Below are 15,259 nucleotides of genomic sequence, written 5' to 3'. Positions count from 1 at the left end.
CGCTCAGCGCCGGCGCAGTTTGCGTTTTTTCCACTGGTGCGCCACCCACCAGCGCCAGTACGCCATGGTCAGGCAATAAGCCAAGGCGCCCAATACCACCCCCAATACCACCGAACCCAGCAGGAATGGCTGCCAAAGAGTGCTCAACTGGCCGCTGATCCATTCCCACGTAAGGTTATCGGGCAAGCTGCGTGGCGGCACATTCATCAGCCAGGCGCCGGTCATATAGGTACAGATGAACACCACCGGCATGGTGATGGGGTTGGTCAACCACACCAGGCTGATGGCGATAGGCATATTGCCGCGCACCGAAATCGCCAGGACCGCGGCAAGCAACATCTGCAATGGAATCGGGATAAACGCCGCAAATAAACCCACCGCCATGGCGCGAGCCACTGAGTGCCGGTTCAGGTGCCAGAGGTTGGGGTCATGCAGCAGCGTGCCAAGAAACTGTAATGACTTGTGTTCCCTGATACTGCTGGGATCGGGCATGTACCGTTTGAATAAGCGCCGGGGCATAAGGGGTCCAGGTCAATTCGAGGGGCAAGTATGCCCGGATTCTATAAACAGAAAATTCAGACTTTGTGACAAAACATCATAGGCGCTGTCGTTCAGCCGGCTAAGACTGAGTGGATCACTGGAAAAGGATGATCCATGAAAACAGGGATGTTGGCGTTGGCGCTGGGGTTGCTGGCGTTGCGGTGGTTACCGGTGTTGCCGCCTGGCGCCGGGTTGTCGGCAATGCTCGTGCTGGCCTTGATACTGTTGCCTTTTCGGTCCTATCCCGTGGCGTTCTTTCTGGTGGGCTTGAGTTGGGCCTGTCTCAGCGCGCAGCGGGCGCTGGATGATCGGCTGCAGCCGGCCCTGGACGGGCAGACTCGCTGGGTGGAGGGGCGTGTGGTGGGCTTGCCTCAGCAGACTGGTACGGGCGTGCGCTTTGAACTGGCCGACGGCCGGTCGCGCAAGATTCGGCTGCCCAAACGTATCCGCGTGTCCTGGCACGGCGGGCCAGTGGTGAACAGCGGTGAACGCTGGCGTCTGGCGTTGACACTCAAGCGGCCTGCGGGCCTGCTCAATTTCCATGGGGTCGACCATGAAGCCTGGCTGCTGGCCCAGCGTATCGGTGCTACTGCAACGGTAAAAGACGGTGAGCGTCTCGCACCGGCCCGCAATGCCTGGCGCGATGCTGTGCGCCAGCGCCTGATGGCGGTGGATGCCCAAGGCCGCGAGGCGGGCTTGGCGGCGCTGGTATTGGGCGACGGTTCCGGCCTGGCGCCTGAGGATTGGCAGGTGTTGCAGGACACGGGCACGGTGCATCTGCTGGTGATTTCCGGGCAGCACATCGGCTTGCTGGCGGGGTTGATCTACGGCTTGGTCGCGATGCTGGCGCGTTATGGTTGCTGGCCCCGAACCTGGCCGTGGCTGCCGTGGGCGTGCGGTCTGGCATTTGGCGCGGCGTTGGGTTATGGGCTGCTGGCCGGGTTCGGCGTGCCGGTGCAACGGGCCTGCATGATGGTTGGCCTGGTGCTGCTGTGGCGTCTGCGTTTCCGCCATTTGGGCGTGTGGTGGCCGTTGCTGCTGGCACTGAACGGCGTGCTGGTACTGGAGCCCTTGGCCAGCCTGCAGGTAGGGTTCTGGTTGTCGTTTGCGGCGGTCGCGGTGTTGCTGTTGGCGTTCGGCGGGCGCCTGGGGCCCTGGAGCGCCTGGCAGGTGTGGACCCGACCCCAGTGGCTGATTGCCATTGGTTTGTTTCCAGTGTTGTTGGTGCTGGGTTTGCCCATCAGCCTCAGCGCACCTGTGGCCAATCTCCTTGCCGTGCCTTGGATCAGCCTGGTAGTGCTGCCTTTGGCGCTGCTGGGCACGGCGCTGCTGTGGGTGCCGCTGGCTGGGGAGGGGTTGCTGTGGCTGGCCGGCGGTGCGCTGGACGGATTGTTTAAAGGCCTGGGGTTGCTGGCCGCGCAATTGCCGGCCTGGGTACCCGCCGAGGTACCTTTGGGGTATTGGTTGGTTAGCCTGGCTGGCGCGGTGATTTTGTTGCTGCCCAAGGGGTTGCCGTTCCGGGTGCTGGGCTGGCCCATGCTGTTGATGGCTGTATTTGCGCCCAGGGAGTGGGTGCCCCACGGGCAGGTAGATGTAGTGCAACTGGACGTCGGCCAGGGGCAGGCACTGATCCTGCGCACCCGTCATCATACGTTGCTCTACGATGCCGGGCCGCGCTCGGGGCCTGTCGACCTGGGCGCGCGCGTCGTGTTGCCGTCGTTGAAAAAGCTCGGGGTAGCCCAGTTGGACATGATGCTGCTCAGCCATGCCGATGCCGATCACGCGGGGGGTGCGGCGGCGGTGGCTCGGGGGGTGCCCGTCAAGCGTGTAGTGGGCGGTGAAACCGAAGGTTTGCCAGACTTTCTTGCCACCCAACCCTGTACCAGCGGCGAACGATGGGAATGGGAGGGTGTGTCATTTCAATTGTGGCAGTGGGCTGATGGGCTTGATGGCAATCCGAGGTCTTGTGTGTTGCAGGTTGAGGCCAATGGAGAACGCCTGCTGCTCACCGGTGACATTGATCGCGCCGCCGAACAGGCTTTTCTGGCCTCTTCGCTGGCGGTCCAGACCGACTGGCTGCAAGCCCCGCACCATGGCAGCCGCAGTTCGTCATCCTGGCCGTTCCTGCAGCGGTTGGCGCCCACATCGGTGTTGATTTCCCGCGGGCGCAGCAATACGTTCGGTCATCCCCATCCGCAGGTCCTGGAGCGCTACCACGTGCTGGGCAGCCGGGTTTACGACAGCGCCGAGCAGGGTGCCGTACGCCTGCGCCTGGGGGCGTTTCTGCCACCGATGGTTGCGCGCAGTCAACGCCGTTTCTGGCGCGAACCGTTACCGTAATCGCGTGTTACCAAAGACCCGAGCCGCAACAGGCGGGTGTGTAGCCGACGAACCCCGCTGTCGAACCTATATGTTAAAGTGGCGCACTTTTTCGAGGGGGCATTCACTGTGTGGGAATTGGTCAAATCCGGCGGCTGGATGATGTTGCCGATCATTCTGAGTTCCATCGCTGCACTCGGCATCGTTGCCGAACGCCTGTGGACCCTGCGCGCCAGTCGCGTCACCCCCGAGCATCTGCTGGGGCAGGTCTGGGGCTGGATCAAGAACAAGCAGCTCGACAAGCAGAAACTCAAGGAGCTGCGCGCCAATTCGCCGCTGGGTGAAATCCTCGCCGCCGGTCTGGCCAATTCCAAGCATGGTCGCGAGATCATGAAGGAGTGCATTGAAGAGGCGGCCGCCCGGGTCATCCATGAACTGGAACGCTACATCAACGCCCTTGGCACCATCGCCGCCATGGCGCCGTTGCTCGGTTTGCTCGGCACAGTACTCGGCATGATCGATATCTTCAGCTCGTTCACAGGCTCGGGCATGACCACCAACGCAGCGGTCCTGGCCGGGGGGATCTCCAAGGCGTTGATCACCACTGCAGCTGGCCTGATGGTGGGTATCCCTTCGGTCTTCTTCCACCGTTTCCTGCTGCGTCGCATTGATGAACTGGTGGTCGGCATGGAGCAGGAAGCCATCAAGCTGGTGGAGGTGGTGCAGGGCGACCGTGATGTAGACCTGGTCGAGGGCAAAGCGTGAAATTTCGCCGCAAGCAACGGGAAAATGTTGATATCAACCTCGCGTCGTTGATCGATGTGGTGTTCATCCTGCTGCTGTTTTTTGTCGTGACAACTACCTTCACCCGCGAAACCCAGTTGCGTGTCGACCTGCCTGAAGCGGTGAGTGGCTCGCCTGCCGAAGACCAGCAAGTCAAGCAACTGGACATCGCTATCAGCGCCGAAGGGGTGTTTTCGGTGAATAACCAGTTGCTGGAGAAAAATGACCTTGCCAGCCTGATGGAGGCGTTGCAGAAGGAGTCTGGTGGCGACACTCAGTTGCCGCTGTCCATCAGCGCTGATGGCAAAACCCCGCACCAGGCCGTGATCACCGCCATGGACGCTGCCGGCAAGCTCGGTTTCAGCCATTTGCGCATGACCACCGTCGAGGCGGCGAGCCCGCCCTGATGGCCATCTCCGACCGTTTACTCAAGGCATGGTACGAAGGTCATCCAGCACTAATGTTGCTGCGACCGCTGGAATCGCTGTATCGCTGCGTGGTTCAACGTAAGCGTGCGCGCTTCGTGGCGGGCGAGGGCGAGATTTATCAGTCGTCTGTGCCCGTGATCGTGGTGGGCAATATTACAGTGGGAGGCACCGGCAAGACGCCTTTGATCCTGTGGTTGATCGAGCACTGCCGACGTAGCGGCTTGCGCGTAGGAGTGGTCAGTCGAGGCTACGGTGCCAAGCCGCCGCAGTTGCCGTGGCGGGTCGAGGCCGGCCACAGTGCCGAGGTGGCCGGTGATGAACCCTTGCTGATCGTGCAGCGCAGCGGTGTACCGCTGATGATCGATCCTGATCGCAGTCGTGCGGTAAAGGCCCTGCTGGCCTGCGAGCCCCTGGACCTGATCCTCTCCGATGACGGCCTGCAGCACTACCGCCTGGCCCGCGATCTTGAACTGGTGCTGATCGATGCCGCCCGTGGCCTCGGTAACCGCCGGTGCCTGCCTGCCGGGCCGTTGCGCGAACCGGTGGAGCGCCTGCAGAGCGTGGACGGGGTGCTTTATAACGGTGCCGTTACAGACCGTGAAAATGGCTTTGCCTTCCGCCTGCAGCCCACAGCGCTGGTCAACCTGCACAGCGGCGAGCGCCAGCCGGTCACCTATTTTCCGCAGGGCCAGCAGGTGCATGCGGTGGCCGGAATAGGCAATCCGCAACGTTTCTTCAATACCCTTGAAACGCTACACTGGCAGGCGATACCCCATGCTTTTGCCGATCACGCGCCCTACAGCGCCGAGGTCTTGAATTTTACCCCGTCATTGCCGCTGGTCATGACCGAAAAGGACGCGGTGAAGTGCCGCGCCTTTGCCCAGCCCGACTGGTGGTACCTTGCGGTGGATGCGGTACCGTCGCCGGCGTTCGTCGCCTGGTTCGACACGCAGTTGATGCGTCTGTTGCCCAACCGTCTTTTGCCTTAAAACGCTTTTTTCCAGGAAACACTCATGGACACCAAACTGCTCGATATCCTCGCTTGCCCGATCTGCAAAGGCCCGCTCAAGCTCAGCGCCGACAAAACCGAGCTGATCAGCAAAGGTGCCGGCCTGGCTTACCCTATCCGCGATGGCATCCCGGTCATGCTCGAAAGCGAAGCCCGCACCCTGACCACCGATGAGCGCCTGGATAAATGACCACCGCCTTTACCGTTGTCATTCCCTCGCGCTATGCCTCGACCCGTCTGCCGGGCAAACCGTTGCAAATGATCGGCACCAAGCCGATGATCCAGCTGGTGTGGGAGCAAGCGTGCAAGAGCAGCGCCGAACGGGTGGTGGTGGCTACCGATGACCCGCGTATCATCGAGGCGTGCAAAGGCTTTGGTGCCGAAGCGGTCCTGACCCGCGAAGACCATAACTCCGGTACTGATCGCCTGGCCGAAGTCGCCACTCAGCTGGGTCTGGCACCCGACGCGATTGTAGTGAACGTGCAAGGCGACGAGCCATTGATACCGCCGGGTGTCATCGATCAGGTCGCTGCCAACCTCGCGGCCCATGGCGAGGCGCGTATGGCGACCCTGGCCGAACCGATCGAAGACATCGAGACGCTGTTCAACCCGAACGTGGTGAAAGTGGTCAGCGACATCAACGGCCTGGCACTGACGTTCAGTCGCTCCACTTTGCCGTGGGCGCGGGATGCCTTTGCCAAGAATCGCGACGTGTTGCCGGAGGGCGTGCCATATCGCCGCCATATCGGCATCTATGCCTACCGCGCCGGTTTCCTGCACGACTTCGTCAGTTGGGGCCCGTGCTGGCTCGAGAATACCGAGTCCCTGGAACAACTGCGTGCCCTGTGGCACGGCGTGCGTATCCACGTGGGCGATGCGTTGGAAGCACCGCCAGCGGGTGTCGATACCCAGGAAGACCTCGAACGCGTCCGTCGCCTGCTGGGCGCCTGATGGAAGTTCTGTTTGTATGCCTGGGCAATATCTGCCGCTCGCCAACCGCTGAAGGCATCTTGCGCCATAAGTTGCGTGAAGCAGGCTTGGCTGGCCAGGTTGAGGTGGCGTCTGCTGGCACCGGAGAATGGCATATTGGCAACCCGCCGGACCAGCGCAGCCAGCGTGCGGCGCTGGCGCGCGGCTATGACTTGTCGGGCCAGCGTGCCCAGCAGGTTTCCCGTGCTGATTTTGCCCGCTATGACCTGATCCTGGCCATGGACAACAGTAACCTGCGCAACCTCAAAGCCATGCAGCCAGGGCAGGGCAAGGCGGAGCTGGATTTGTTCCTGCGTCGCTTTGATGGCGAAGTGGACGAGGTGCCAGACCCTTACTATGAAGGTGAGCAAGGTTTCGAACGGGTCCTTGACCTGATCGAGCGCGCCTGTGACTTATTGGTGATCGAATTGAAGGGGCGGTTATGACCTTGCAAGTGCGTGCGCAGGTATCGCTCAAGCCATTCAACAGCTTTGCCATTGATGTGAGCGCGCAATTATTTGCCGAGGCCCACAGTGATGCTGACGTGCGCGAGGCCATCGCCTATGCCGCCGCACATGCGGTGCCGTTGCTGGTGATCGGTGGCGGCAGCAATTTGCTGCTGACCCAGGACGTTCCGGCGCTGGTGTTGCGTATGGCGACCCAAGGCATTCGTGTGCTGAGCGATGATGGCACGCACGTGGTGGTCGAAGCCGAAGCGGGAGAAGCCTGGCATCCGTTCGTGTTGTGGACCCTTGAACACGGCTTTTGCGGCCTGGAAAACCTCAGCCTGATCCCCGGCACTGTCGGTGCCGCGCCGATGCAAAACATCGGCGCCTATGGCGTAGAGATCAAGGATGTCTTCGCCGGCCTCACTGCCCTGGATCGCCAGACGGGCGAGCTGCGGGACTTCAGCCTCGACGAATGCAAGTTCGCCTACCGTGACAGCCTGTTCAAGCACGAAGTCGGGCGTTGGCTGATCCTGCGGGTACGCTTTTCCCTCAGCCGTGCCACTCACCTGAAACTCGACTACGGCCCGGTGCAACAGCGCCTGGTCGCGCAGGGTGTTACCCACGCCACGCCAAGCGATGTGAGCCGCGCGATCTGCAGCATTCGCCGCGAGAAACTGCCAGACCCGGCAGAGCTGGGCAATGCGGGCAGCTTCTTCAAGAACCCACTGGTGTCCCAGGCCCTGGCGATTGAACTGCAAAGCCAGTATCCGGACCTGGTGGCCTACCCTCAGGCAGACGGCCAAATGAAACTCGCCGCCGGCTGGCTGATCGACAAGGCCGGTTGGAAGGGGTTCCGGGAGGGCGATGCGGGCGTGCACAAGATGCAAGCGCTGGTACTGGTCAACTACGGCACCGCCACCGGGCAAGAGATTGCCCAGCTTGCGCTACGCATCCAGCAAGATATCTTCAAGCGCTTCAAGGTCGAGCTGGAAATGGAACCCAATCAGTACTGAGCTTTATCTGCTCTGAAAATGAAAATGCCCCGTATCTTGCGATACGGGGCATTTTTATTGCTGCGATTGATCAGTCATCGCGGCTCATGATGCCGAAGATCTGCAACAGGCTGATGAACAGGTTGTAGATCGATACATAAAGGCTGATGGTCGCCATGATGTAGTTACGCTCACCGCCGTGGATGATGGCGCTGGTCTGGAACAGGATGCACACCGAGGAAAACAGCACAAAACCCGCGCTGATCGCCAGTTGCAGGCCGCTGATCTGGAAGAACATGCTGGCCACCACCGCCGCCAGCAGTACGAAGAAACCTGCGGTGATGAAGCCACCCAGGAAGCTCATGTCCTTACGGCTGATCAGCACGTAGGCCGACAGACCACCAAACACCAGGGCCGTCATGGCAAACGCCGAACTGACCACTTCCGCGCCGCCGGCCATGCCCAGGTAGCGGTTGAGGATCGGGCCGAGGATAAAACCCATGAAACCGGTCAAGGCAAACGCCGACACCAGGCCCCAGGCCGAGTCACGCAGCTTGTTGGTCAGGAAGAACAGACCATAGAAGCCGATCAACACGACAAAGATATTCGGGTAGCCGACGCGCATCTGCTGGGCCACGTAAGCCATCACGCCGCTGAATGCGAGGGTAAGGGCGAGCAAGCCGTAGGTGTTGCGCAACACGCGGCTGACTTCAAGCTGCTCAGCCTGCGCGTTGCCATTCACTGCGTAATTCTGTTCGCGCATGGCGACACTCCTTCAGTTTTGAAACGTTCAGTCGCAAAGATCATAACAGACGCCTTGTAACAAGCGATGCAGAGAGTTTGACAGTGTGTTTCATTCGGGTATTATGGCGCCCGCTGACACGGGATGGGCTACTATAATCCCGTGATGCACAAGGGAAATTGGCAGAGTGGTTGAATGCACCGGTCTTGAAAACCGGCGGACGTTAATAGCGTCTCCAGGGTTCGAATCCCTGGTTTCCCGCCAAGATTTACACGAAAGCCTCGCGAAAGCGGGGCTTTTGCGTTTCTGGGGTTTGGGTGTGCTGATAATCAAATAAACGCTGTTTTTCGCATTCATACCTTTCAAAGACGAACCACCATTCGTCTAACATCCGGCACTCTCCATCCGTTGCTACCTCTCAATCTTAAGCACGGATATCCCGAGCGATACACGGAGAGCCAGCATGGAAATCAACGAGAAAGCCCCAGGCAACATTTCCCAGCAAGCGGTTACTCGTAACACCGATAATGAGACGGGGCATGACCCGAGGCGCGATGAGGACGATATCCCGCTACCCCCGGATGACGAGGCCCCGATCGAGGAGGACATGTCGGATGTAGACGCGGCGGACTCCGTAGCAAGTGAGCACCCCGCTACCTGAAGACCTCCCGATCAATGAAACCCGGCCCAGCGCCGGGTTTTTATTGCGGTTTTCGGCGCATTTAATTAACCGTAATCCTTAAGTATTGGCATCGCATAATTGTGAATGGCTTCACGATGCCTCTATGATCAGCACGCACTGTATTGGATCGCTGAGCCTCAACCCTTTGAAGGACATGAGCATGGACAAGCATTTCGGTAATTCGGGCCTTTTCAAGAACCCTTCGTATCAAGGCAACGACGCTCACGACGGCTGCAGCACTGCCGACTGGGAGCTGAAAAACAGTGCGCTGAATACGAAGGAGTTTTTGATATGTCCAAAGAATTACTCGGAGTTTTTGCTCTAGGGTTGATGGTGGTCGGTGAGTTTTGTGCAATCTACAGTGAGGTGGTGACCGCCAAGTTGGCCCAGGCCGGCAGTGGTTCCTGGGAGGTCTTTGTACTTCCCGTGGTCTTGATGTGTTTTGCCGGGCTTTGCCTGCTGGGCGCCTATTGGCTGGGGTTTGTGGTTGTCGGTGATATCTGGATTGTCACGGTAGTCTCGGTCACTTCGTTATTGCTTCTGGAGCCTGTGGTGGTCTGGGCGCTGTTTCATGAAGCTCCAGGGCGGGGCGCGTTGATCGGGTTCTGCCTGGGCGCCTTGGGGATGCTTGCGACGGTAGTGCTCTAGCACGCCGGGGAATCAAGTGTCGGGTCAGATCAGCGTCTGTAGTCCGATGCTGATCTGACCCGCACCGCTGCACTTTTTTCCATTCTGCTGATCTACCCTGTCCCAGCCACCCGACTCCCACGGGTGGCCAACAGAATCAGACCCGGTGCCGATGGATCGAACGTCAACTGTTTCCACCTCCCGATGGCCGCTGCTGCTGGCTGCGATATTAACGCTGTGTGCCGCAGGTTGCAGCCAACAACAGGGTCGCGATATCGCCAGGCAGTTCAGCGATGGCAAGCCCGATGAATTCTTCCAGACCAGCGTCGACCGCATGGCCACCCTGGGGATGCGTGACAACCTGCAAAGCCTCTACTTGCTGATGAGCAAGCTCTACCTGCGCAACCCCAACCAGTGGCGTCAATCGGGCTATCCGGAGGCAGTGACCGCCGCCCGGCAAATCCGTCAGGCCATCGAAAATCGCCGTCCCTTGCCCGCACTGGGAGATCGTAGTGACCTGGCTGCCCTGAGTTATTCCTTGAGCCCTGACTTTCGCGGCGACCGCGTCGGCGCGTTCATCTACGCGATTGGCAGCATGCTCGTGACCGCTCACGGCGGGCGTACGCAGTTTTATGTGACTGACTCGATCAATCCGCAGTTTGTCAGCAATGCGGCGCGCAATATCGAAAAGGCCACCTGGCTGCTCAGTCAGCGTCAGGATGCCAACGGCGTGCTGCTGTTGTTTTCCAACGAGATATCAGAGGAGGGCAGTAACCTCAGTTTTGCCGTTGAGTTCGGCAAGATCGTCGCGCGTTTGGACCTGCTGACCCAAATCCTTGATGAGCGCTACCGGCGCATTGGCCTCAATTACGCACAAAGTCTGTTGCTGATGAACTTCCTACCGGTGCAGTAAGGCCATCGCATCGACCAATTGGTGCGGTGTTTCCCTTTCGGCTGTAGGAAGCGGCCTATCTTGCCTCCGGCGGCTTGAAAGGCTTGCCTGCGGGCAATAGCCTCGGATTTTTCTTAAACACGAGGCCCTCCCTTGGGTAAACGAAAAACGGTTTGGCCCACGGATCGCGAAATACGCTTGCGGTTTATCCTCTATGCGGTGATCGATGCCGCGACCGCCCAGGGCGTGTCTGCCGAGTTATTGCTGCCGGCGCATAAGTTATTGCGTGACTCGCCCACGGAGGTCCAGTTGCGCGACACCTTGGGGGAGATTCTCGCCACTGACGAAATGTATGGCTTCCGCTTTCCGCCGGGGTCGGATGCCGATGACCTGATGCGGGCATTGGCAACGCCTGACGACCAAACCTGATCCATCCCTGTTTTTAAAACGCCCCTGTCCGTCATCAAGGAGTGACCTGACGGGCATGCCTGCCTTCCCATCACTGTTCGCGTGGTGGGCTCGGCCCGGCACGTTCCCGGATTCCAAGGACCTGCTCCCAATGCTGCTGCGCCACCCCCCGTTTATTTTTGCCGCCTTGACCCTCAGTTCGCTGGTACAGGCCGAAGGCCTGCAATTGGCGCCGGTTGAAGTCACTACGGCTGAGGCCAGTGCCGCAGAAATCGCCCAGGCGCAGCTCAAAAGCGTGCCCGGCGGCACCAATTACATCGATATGGACAGCGTGCAACAGGGACGTGTCAGCACCAACGAGGATGTCTTCAAGTACCAGGCCGGTGTGTACGCCAAGGCGGCCAATAACGAAGGGGTGAAGGTGTCCATTCGTGGCTCGGGCCTGAACCGCGCCCCCGGTGCCCATGCCTCCGGCCTGTATGAAATGTTCGACGGCCTGCCGCTTACCGGCCCAGGCGGCACGCCCTATGAGCTCAAGGACCCGCTGTGGCAAAGCCGGGTAGAGGTGCTGCGTGGCGCCAACGGGTTCGATCAGGGTGCATTGGCCTTGGGCGGTGCGGTCAACTACGTCACCCGCACCGGCTTGGACGCGCCCAAGCTACAGGTGCGCTATGAGGTCGGCAGTCGCGGCTATGCCCAACGTGAAGTCAGTTCCGGGCAAGTGCTGGGGGACGCCGACTATTACATCAGCCTCACCGATTCGGAGTCCGACGGTTATCAGCACCAAAGCGCTGGTACCGGCAAGGGCATCGCCGCGAACTTCGGCTACCGCTTTAATCCGGACCTGGAAACGCGCTTCTACTTGCGTTACCGCGAAACCACCAACGATTCACCCGGCAGGCTCACGCGTGACCAGATCAGCCATGATCCGCGTGCCGCCAACAGCCTCAATGCCGCCCGCGATTCAAAGCGCCTGCAACCGGGCTCTACCTGGATTGCCAACAAGACCACCTTGCGGTTGGACGATAATGCGCGGGTCGAGGTCGGGCTGGCCTATCACGATTACCCCATGGACCTGCGCGAAGGCACCAACCGCCTCAAAGTTGCCTACACCGATATCAGCGGCACCCTGAATTACATCCGACAGGACAGCCTGCTCGGCCATGCCAGCACCACCACTCTCGGCCTGCGTACTACCCAGGCGATGCCGAACAATGGCGCGTCGGAATACGTCCGCATCCCTGCGGGCAATACTGCCATTTATGCCCCCGGCACCAAGACCCGCGACTACAGCTACCTGGGCTCCGATACTGTGCTGCATGTAGGCAACGAGCTGGAACTGGTGGAGGATCTGTGGCTGACCACCGGCCTTGCCGCCATCTATACGCGCCGCGAAACCCAGGTCACTTACCCCGACGGCCAGGCGCCGCTCAGTCAGCATGATTGGGACTACGCGCCGCGCATTGGCCTGCGTTACGACTTCACCCCGCAGTTGCAGGTCTACGGCAACCTGAGCCGCTCGGTAGAGCCACCGCACGCGTGGTCGATGATCTGGGGCTCGAACAAATACTTTGGCCCGGGCAGTGGGGCAGCCACGGGGTTGCAGCGCGAAGGCGTGAAGCTGCGTAATCAGACCGCCACCACCCTGGAAGTCGGCGGGCGCGGTGAAGCCTGGCTCGGTCAGTGGGACCTGGCGCTCTATCGCTCGGAAGTTCGCCACGAGCTGCTTTCTGTAGAGACCCAGGCCCAGACTGCCACCAGCAACGCTATCATCGCCGAATCCAACGCCAGCCCCACCGTGCACCAGGGCGTGGAACTGAGCCTGCTCAGCCCGCTGTGGGACGGCGGCGGCAGCGGTAAGCTCGAGCTGCGCCAGGCCTACACCTTCAGCGACTTCCACTACCGCGACGACGAGCGTTTCGGCGACAACACCTTGCCCGGCATTCCCAAGCACTACTACCAGGCGCAACTGCGCTACAGCCACCCGACGGGTTTCTACACCAGCCTCAATACCGAACATGCATCACGGGTAGCGGTGGACTACGCCAATTCCTACTACGCGGCGGCCTACACCACCCTCGGCGCCACCTTCGGCTACGACGCGCCCAAGCAGGACTGGCAAGCCTGGGTCGACCTGCGCAACCTCACCAACCGCCGTTACGCCAACACCGTCACGCCGGGCTACGACGACAAAGGCATGGACGCTGCACGCTCCACCCCCGCTGATGGGCGTGGTATCTACACCGGCGTTTCCTGGAGCTGGCGTTAAATCAACCTTCGTGTTGGCGCAGGCGCTTGTACAGGGTGTTGCGACTCACCCCCAGCTCTCGCGCCAGGTGGGAAATATTCCCGCCCACGGCTTCCAGGCGCTGGCTCAGGTCGAGACTTTCATCCAGGTGCTCAGGTTTAGACAGCGGCACTGTCGCCTGCATATCCACAAAAAAATCATCGGGCAGGTGCTCTGCGCGGATCGGCTGCTCTTCGGCCATTGCCAGCGCCACCTGCAACACGCTGCTCACTTGGCGTAAATTCCCCGGCCACGGGTGTTGCTCGAATAGCCTTAGCACCTCGGCGCTCAGCCCGGCCCATTGCGTCGGCTCGCGGTGTTGTTGCCACAGTTGCTGGAACAGCGCCTGCTTGTCGGTACGCTCGCGCAACGGCGGCAATTCAAGGGTCAGGCCGCCGATGCGGTAGTACAAGTCCTCGCGAAAGCGCCCGGCCTGCACCAGCTCGCGCAGTGCGCGGTTGGTCGCCGAGATGATGCGCAAGTCCACCGGGAACACCTCGCTACTGCCCACCGGCTGCACACAGCGCTCCTGCAATACCCGTAACAGGCGGGCCTGGGTGGGCAGCGGCATATCGCCGATTTCGTCGAGAAACAGCGTGCCCTTGTCGGCCTTGCGGATCAGGCCGATGCTGCCTTTTTGGTTGGCGCCGGTGAAGGCGCCTTTTTCGTAGCCGAACAGTTCCGATTCCACCAGTTCTGCGGGAATCGCCGCACAGTTCACTGCGATTAACGCCTGCCGGCTGCGGGAACTGGCCTGGTGCAGGGCTTTGACGAACACCTCTTTGCCCACGCCGGTCTCGCCGTGAATCAACAACGGAATGTCCTTTTCCAGCAGGCGCTCGGCCTGGCGCACGGCTTTTTCCACGCGCACATCGCCAAAATGCAGGGTCTGGAGGTTGATCGAGGTCGGTGCTGGCGGCTGCGGTTGGCTGAACACCCGGGCCTGCACCGGCATCTGCCTGGGGCGCTTCAACAGGCACTGGAACCGATTGCGTCCCGCCGCATGCAAGGCAAAGGGCAGCCCTTCCGGCTGGTTGAGCAACTCCAGCAGCGACACCTTGAACAGACTGTCGATCATCACCCGCGAGAGGCTGATGCCCAGCAGGTTATCCGCACGCCGATTGGCCGACAGCACCTGGCCGCTTTCATCAAAGATCAGCAGGCCGGCCCATTGGCTGTCGAGGTTGCTCAGGCCGGTGTTGAAGGTCAGTTGGAAATGTTCGCCGCGAAACAGGTTGAGGATCAGCCGGTTTTCCACGGTCTGGCTCATCATCTTGACCATGCCCAGGGTGTGGGAGGGCGGCAGGTAACTGTCGCTGGACACGTCCAGCACCGCGATGATTTCGCGCTGGGCGTCGAAAATCGGTGCCGCGGAACCGGTCATGAAGCGGTTGGCCTTGAGGAAGTGTTCATCGTGCTCAATATGCACGGCCTGGGCGCAGGCCAGTGCGGTGCCGATGGCGTTGGTGCCACTGGCGCGTTCCATCCAACTGGCGCCGGGGCTGAAGCCACGGGCCAGCGTGGGTTCGATAAACCGCTGGGTGCCCCACGAGGTCAGCACCTGGCCCTGATTGTCGGCCAGCATGATCAGGCAATTGGAATTGCTGAGGATGTTCTCGTAGTAGGGCAACACTTCCTGGTGGGTGGTCTGCACCAGGGAATGCTGGCTTTCCAGGAGTTGGCGAATGCCTTCGGCGGGCAGTTGGTCAAAGCTGGGGGCGCTCTGGTGGTCCAGGCCGTAGGCGCGGCAACGGCGCCAGGATTCCTGGATAAGGGTGTCGTGGGTCAAGGGTTCGGCCATCGTGCGACCTTCTTTATTATTGTTGTCGGGTCTTGCGCCATCTAATGTCGGACATCGAACAATGTGGGAGCGGGCTTGCCCGCGATGGCAGAGGGTCAGGCACAGCATCTACAAACTGATGCACCGCCATCGCGGGCAAGCCCGCTCCCACATTTGATCTTCGTCGCGCATAAAGTGTTGTTCACAACTGTTCATTGTCAACCCCGGCAGTGTTCAGTTGTTCAGCCGGATTGTTCACTCCTGAACATCATGATTCACCCATCTCCTTACACATCAAGCGCTTGCGGTTTTGGCACGAAACTCGCTCTGACAACGCACCAGATTCATTCCA

The 15,259-nt window shown here is 60.4% G+C and carries 16 protein-coding genes and 1 tRNA gene; 14 read left to right on the top strand and 3 right to left on the bottom strand.

Translation table 11 applies throughout. The annotated features are described in order from the left end of the window. Nucleotides 1-3: 3 nt before the first annotated feature. The gene (locus ACP7CZ_RS00935; protein ID WP_003192045.1) at nucleotides 4-519 is read right to left on the bottom strand and encodes a DUF2062 domain-containing protein; all 516 of its coding nucleotides are present in this window, start codon (nucleotides 517-519) and stop codon (nucleotides 4-6) included. Nucleotides 520-654: 135 nt separating this feature from the next. Here ACP7CZ_RS00935 and ACP7CZ_RS00930 point away from each other — a divergent pair, with 135 nt between their 5' ends. The 8 genes from ACP7CZ_RS00930 to murB all read left to right on the top strand — a co-directional run bounded on the left by ACP7CZ_RS00930 (nucleotide 655) and on the right by murB (nucleotide 7,510). Then, entirely contained in the window at nucleotides 655-2,880 is a 2,226-nt protein-coding gene (locus ACP7CZ_RS00930) for a DNA internalization-related competence protein ComEC/Rec2 (RefSeq protein WP_294183420.1), read from the top strand. Nucleotides 2,881-2,988: 108 nt separating this feature from the next. Continuing rightward, nucleotides 2,989-3,624 (top strand): MotA/TolQ/ExbB proton channel family protein, encoded by a 636-nt coding sequence (locus tag ACP7CZ_RS00925; RefSeq protein WP_034128146.1) that lies wholly within the window; start codon nucleotides 2,989-2,991, stop codon nucleotides 3,622-3,624. Beyond that, a complete protein-coding gene (locus ACP7CZ_RS00920; protein WP_014718877.1) occupies nucleotides 3,621-4,049 on the top strand; it encodes an ExbD/TolR family protein in 429 nt (142 codons plus the stop codon). Before ACP7CZ_RS00925 ends, ACP7CZ_RS00920 begins: the two co-directional genes overlap by 4 nt. After that, entirely contained in the window at nucleotides 4,049-5,059 is a 1,011-nt protein-coding gene (gene lpxK / locus ACP7CZ_RS00915; RefSeq protein WP_181124829.1) for a tetraacyldisaccharide 4'-kinase, read from the top strand. Before ACP7CZ_RS00920 ends, lpxK begins: the two co-directional genes overlap by 1 nt. Before the next feature lie 24 nt (nucleotides 5,060-5,083). Continuing rightward, on the top strand, nucleotides 5,084-5,269 hold the full coding sequence (locus ACP7CZ_RS00910) for a Trm112 family protein (protein WP_003174668.1): 186 nt from the start codon (nucleotides 5,084-5,086) through the stop codon (nucleotides 5,267-5,269). Beyond that, the gene (gene kdsB / locus ACP7CZ_RS00905) at nucleotides 5,266-6,030 is read left to right on the top strand and encodes a 3-deoxy-manno-octulosonate cytidylyltransferase (RefSeq protein ID WP_054898278.1); all 765 of its coding nucleotides are present in this window, start codon (nucleotides 5,266-5,268) and stop codon (nucleotides 6,028-6,030) included. The genes ACP7CZ_RS00910 and kdsB overlap by 4 nt, the downstream gene beginning before the upstream one ends. Continuing rightward, complete coding sequence (locus tag ACP7CZ_RS00900; RefSeq protein ID WP_054917236.1) at nucleotides 6,030-6,494, top strand: low molecular weight protein-tyrosine-phosphatase; 465 nt, start codon at nucleotides 6,030-6,032, stop codon at nucleotides 6,492-6,494. The genes kdsB and ACP7CZ_RS00900 overlap by 1 nt, the downstream gene beginning before the upstream one ends. Next, nucleotides 6,491-7,510, top strand: a complete 1,020-nt coding sequence (murB, locus tag ACP7CZ_RS00895; RefSeq protein WP_294183045.1) for a UDP-N-acetylmuramate dehydrogenase — start codon at nucleotides 6,491-6,493, stop codon at nucleotides 7,508-7,510. The genes ACP7CZ_RS00900 and murB overlap by 4 nt, the downstream gene beginning before the upstream one ends. A gap of 70 nt (nucleotides 7,511-7,580) precedes the next feature. On the opposite strand, the gene ACP7CZ_RS00890 is transcribed toward murB, so the two are convergent. Continuing rightward, nucleotides 7,581-8,252 carry a Bax inhibitor-1/YccA family protein gene (locus tag ACP7CZ_RS00890; protein ID WP_003192030.1) on the bottom strand — a complete coding sequence of 224 codons (672 nt, stop codon included), beginning with the start codon at nucleotides 8,250-8,252 and terminating at the stop codon, nucleotides 7,581-7,583. A gap of 152 nt (nucleotides 8,253-8,404) precedes the next feature. Between ACP7CZ_RS00890 and ACP7CZ_RS00885 the strand changes: the two genes are divergently transcribed. From ACP7CZ_RS00885 to ACP7CZ_RS00860, 6 genes are all read left to right on the top strand, one after another. Then, a tRNA-Ser gene (locus ACP7CZ_RS00885) sits at nucleotides 8,405-8,495 on the top strand. Between the two features lie 199 nt (nucleotides 8,496-8,694). Continuing rightward, a complete protein-coding gene (locus ACP7CZ_RS00880; RefSeq protein WP_032900739.1) occupies nucleotides 8,695-8,892 on the top strand; it encodes a hypothetical protein in 198 nt (65 codons plus the stop codon). 312 nt (nucleotides 8,893-9,204) lie between these two features. Beyond that, nucleotides 9,205-9,561 (top strand): hypothetical protein, encoded by a 357-nt coding sequence (locus ACP7CZ_RS00875; RefSeq protein ID WP_083544052.1) that lies wholly within the window; start codon nucleotides 9,205-9,207, stop codon nucleotides 9,559-9,561. A 151-nt stretch (nucleotides 9,562-9,712) separates the two neighbouring features. Beyond that, nucleotides 9,713-10,453, top strand: a complete 741-nt coding sequence (locus ACP7CZ_RS00870; protein WP_294183019.1) for a hypothetical protein — start codon at nucleotides 9,713-9,715, stop codon at nucleotides 10,451-10,453. Between the two features lie 132 nt (nucleotides 10,454-10,585). Further along, on the top strand, nucleotides 10,586-10,861 hold the full coding sequence (locus ACP7CZ_RS00865) for a hypothetical protein (RefSeq protein ID WP_054898274.1): 276 nt from the start codon (nucleotides 10,586-10,588) through the stop codon (nucleotides 10,859-10,861). Nucleotides 10,862-10,991: 130 nt separating this feature from the next. Next, nucleotides 10,992-13,109, top strand: coding sequence for a TonB-dependent receptor family protein (locus tag ACP7CZ_RS00860; RefSeq protein ID WP_294183438.1), 2,118 nt, complete (start codon nucleotides 10,992-10,994; stop codon nucleotides 13,107-13,109). 1 nt (nucleotide 13,110) lies between these two features. On the opposite strand, the gene ACP7CZ_RS00855 is transcribed toward ACP7CZ_RS00860, so the two are convergent. Further along, nucleotides 13,111-14,928: a sigma-54-dependent Fis family transcriptional regulator gene (locus ACP7CZ_RS00855; protein WP_054898272.1), complete on the bottom strand. Its 1,818-nt coding sequence runs from the start codon at nucleotides 14,926-14,928 to the stop codon at nucleotides 13,111-13,113. Between the last annotated feature and the right edge of the window lie 331 nt (nucleotides 14,929-15,259).

Origin of the sequence: Pseudomonas sp. DWP2-2, from assembly GCF_049897065.1 — a bacterium.
GTDB classification, from domain to species: domain Bacteria; phylum Pseudomonadota; class Gammaproteobacteria; order Pseudomonadales; family Pseudomonadaceae; genus Aquipseudomonas; species Aquipseudomonas paracarnis.
This window is presented reverse-complemented; position numbering and strand designations above follow the sequence as displayed.

Coding starts and splice junctions, on each gene's coding strand:
- ACP7CZ_RS00935 (WP_003192045.1), bottom strand. CDS start 519: ATGCCCCGGCGCTTATTCAAACGGTACATGCCCGATCCCAGCAGTATC.
- ACP7CZ_RS00930 (WP_294183420.1), top strand. CDS start 655: ATGAAAACAGGGATGTTGGCGTTGGCGCTGGGGTTGCTGGCGTTGCGG.
- lpxK (WP_181124829.1), top strand. CDS start 4,049: ATGGCCATCTCCGACCGTTTACTCAAGGCATGGTACGAAGGTCATCCA.
- ACP7CZ_RS00910 (WP_003174668.1), top strand. CDS start 5,084: ATGGACACCAAACTGCTCGATATCCTCGCTTGCCCGATCTGCAAAGGC.
- kdsB (WP_054898278.1), top strand. CDS start 5,266: ATGACCACCGCCTTTACCGTTGTCATTCCCTCGCGCTATGCCTCGACC.
- ACP7CZ_RS00900 (WP_054917236.1), top strand. CDS start 6,030: ATGGAAGTTCTGTTTGTATGCCTGGGCAATATCTGCCGCTCGCCAACC.
- murB (WP_294183045.1), top strand. CDS start 6,491: ATGACCTTGCAAGTGCGTGCGCAGGTATCGCTCAAGCCATTCAACAGC.
- ACP7CZ_RS00890 (WP_003192030.1), bottom strand. CDS start 8,252: ATGCGCGAACAGAATTACGCAGTGAATGGCAACGCGCAGGCTGAGCAG.
- ACP7CZ_RS00880 (WP_032900739.1), top strand. CDS start 8,695: ATGGAAATCAACGAGAAAGCCCCAGGCAACATTTCCCAGCAAGCGGTT.
- ACP7CZ_RS00875 (WP_083544052.1), top strand. CDS start 9,205: ATGTCCAAAGAATTACTCGGAGTTTTTGCTCTAGGGTTGATGGTGGTC.
- ACP7CZ_RS00870 (WP_294183019.1), top strand. CDS start 9,713: ATGGATCGAACGTCAACTGTTTCCACCTCCCGATGGCCGCTGCTGCTG.
- ACP7CZ_RS00860 (WP_294183438.1), top strand. CDS start 10,992: ATGCTGCTGCGCCACCCCCCGTTTATTTTTGCCGCCTTGACCCTCAGT.
- ACP7CZ_RS00855 (WP_054898272.1), bottom strand. CDS start 14,928: ATGGCCGAACCCTTGACCCACGACACCCTTATCCAGGAATCCTGGCGC.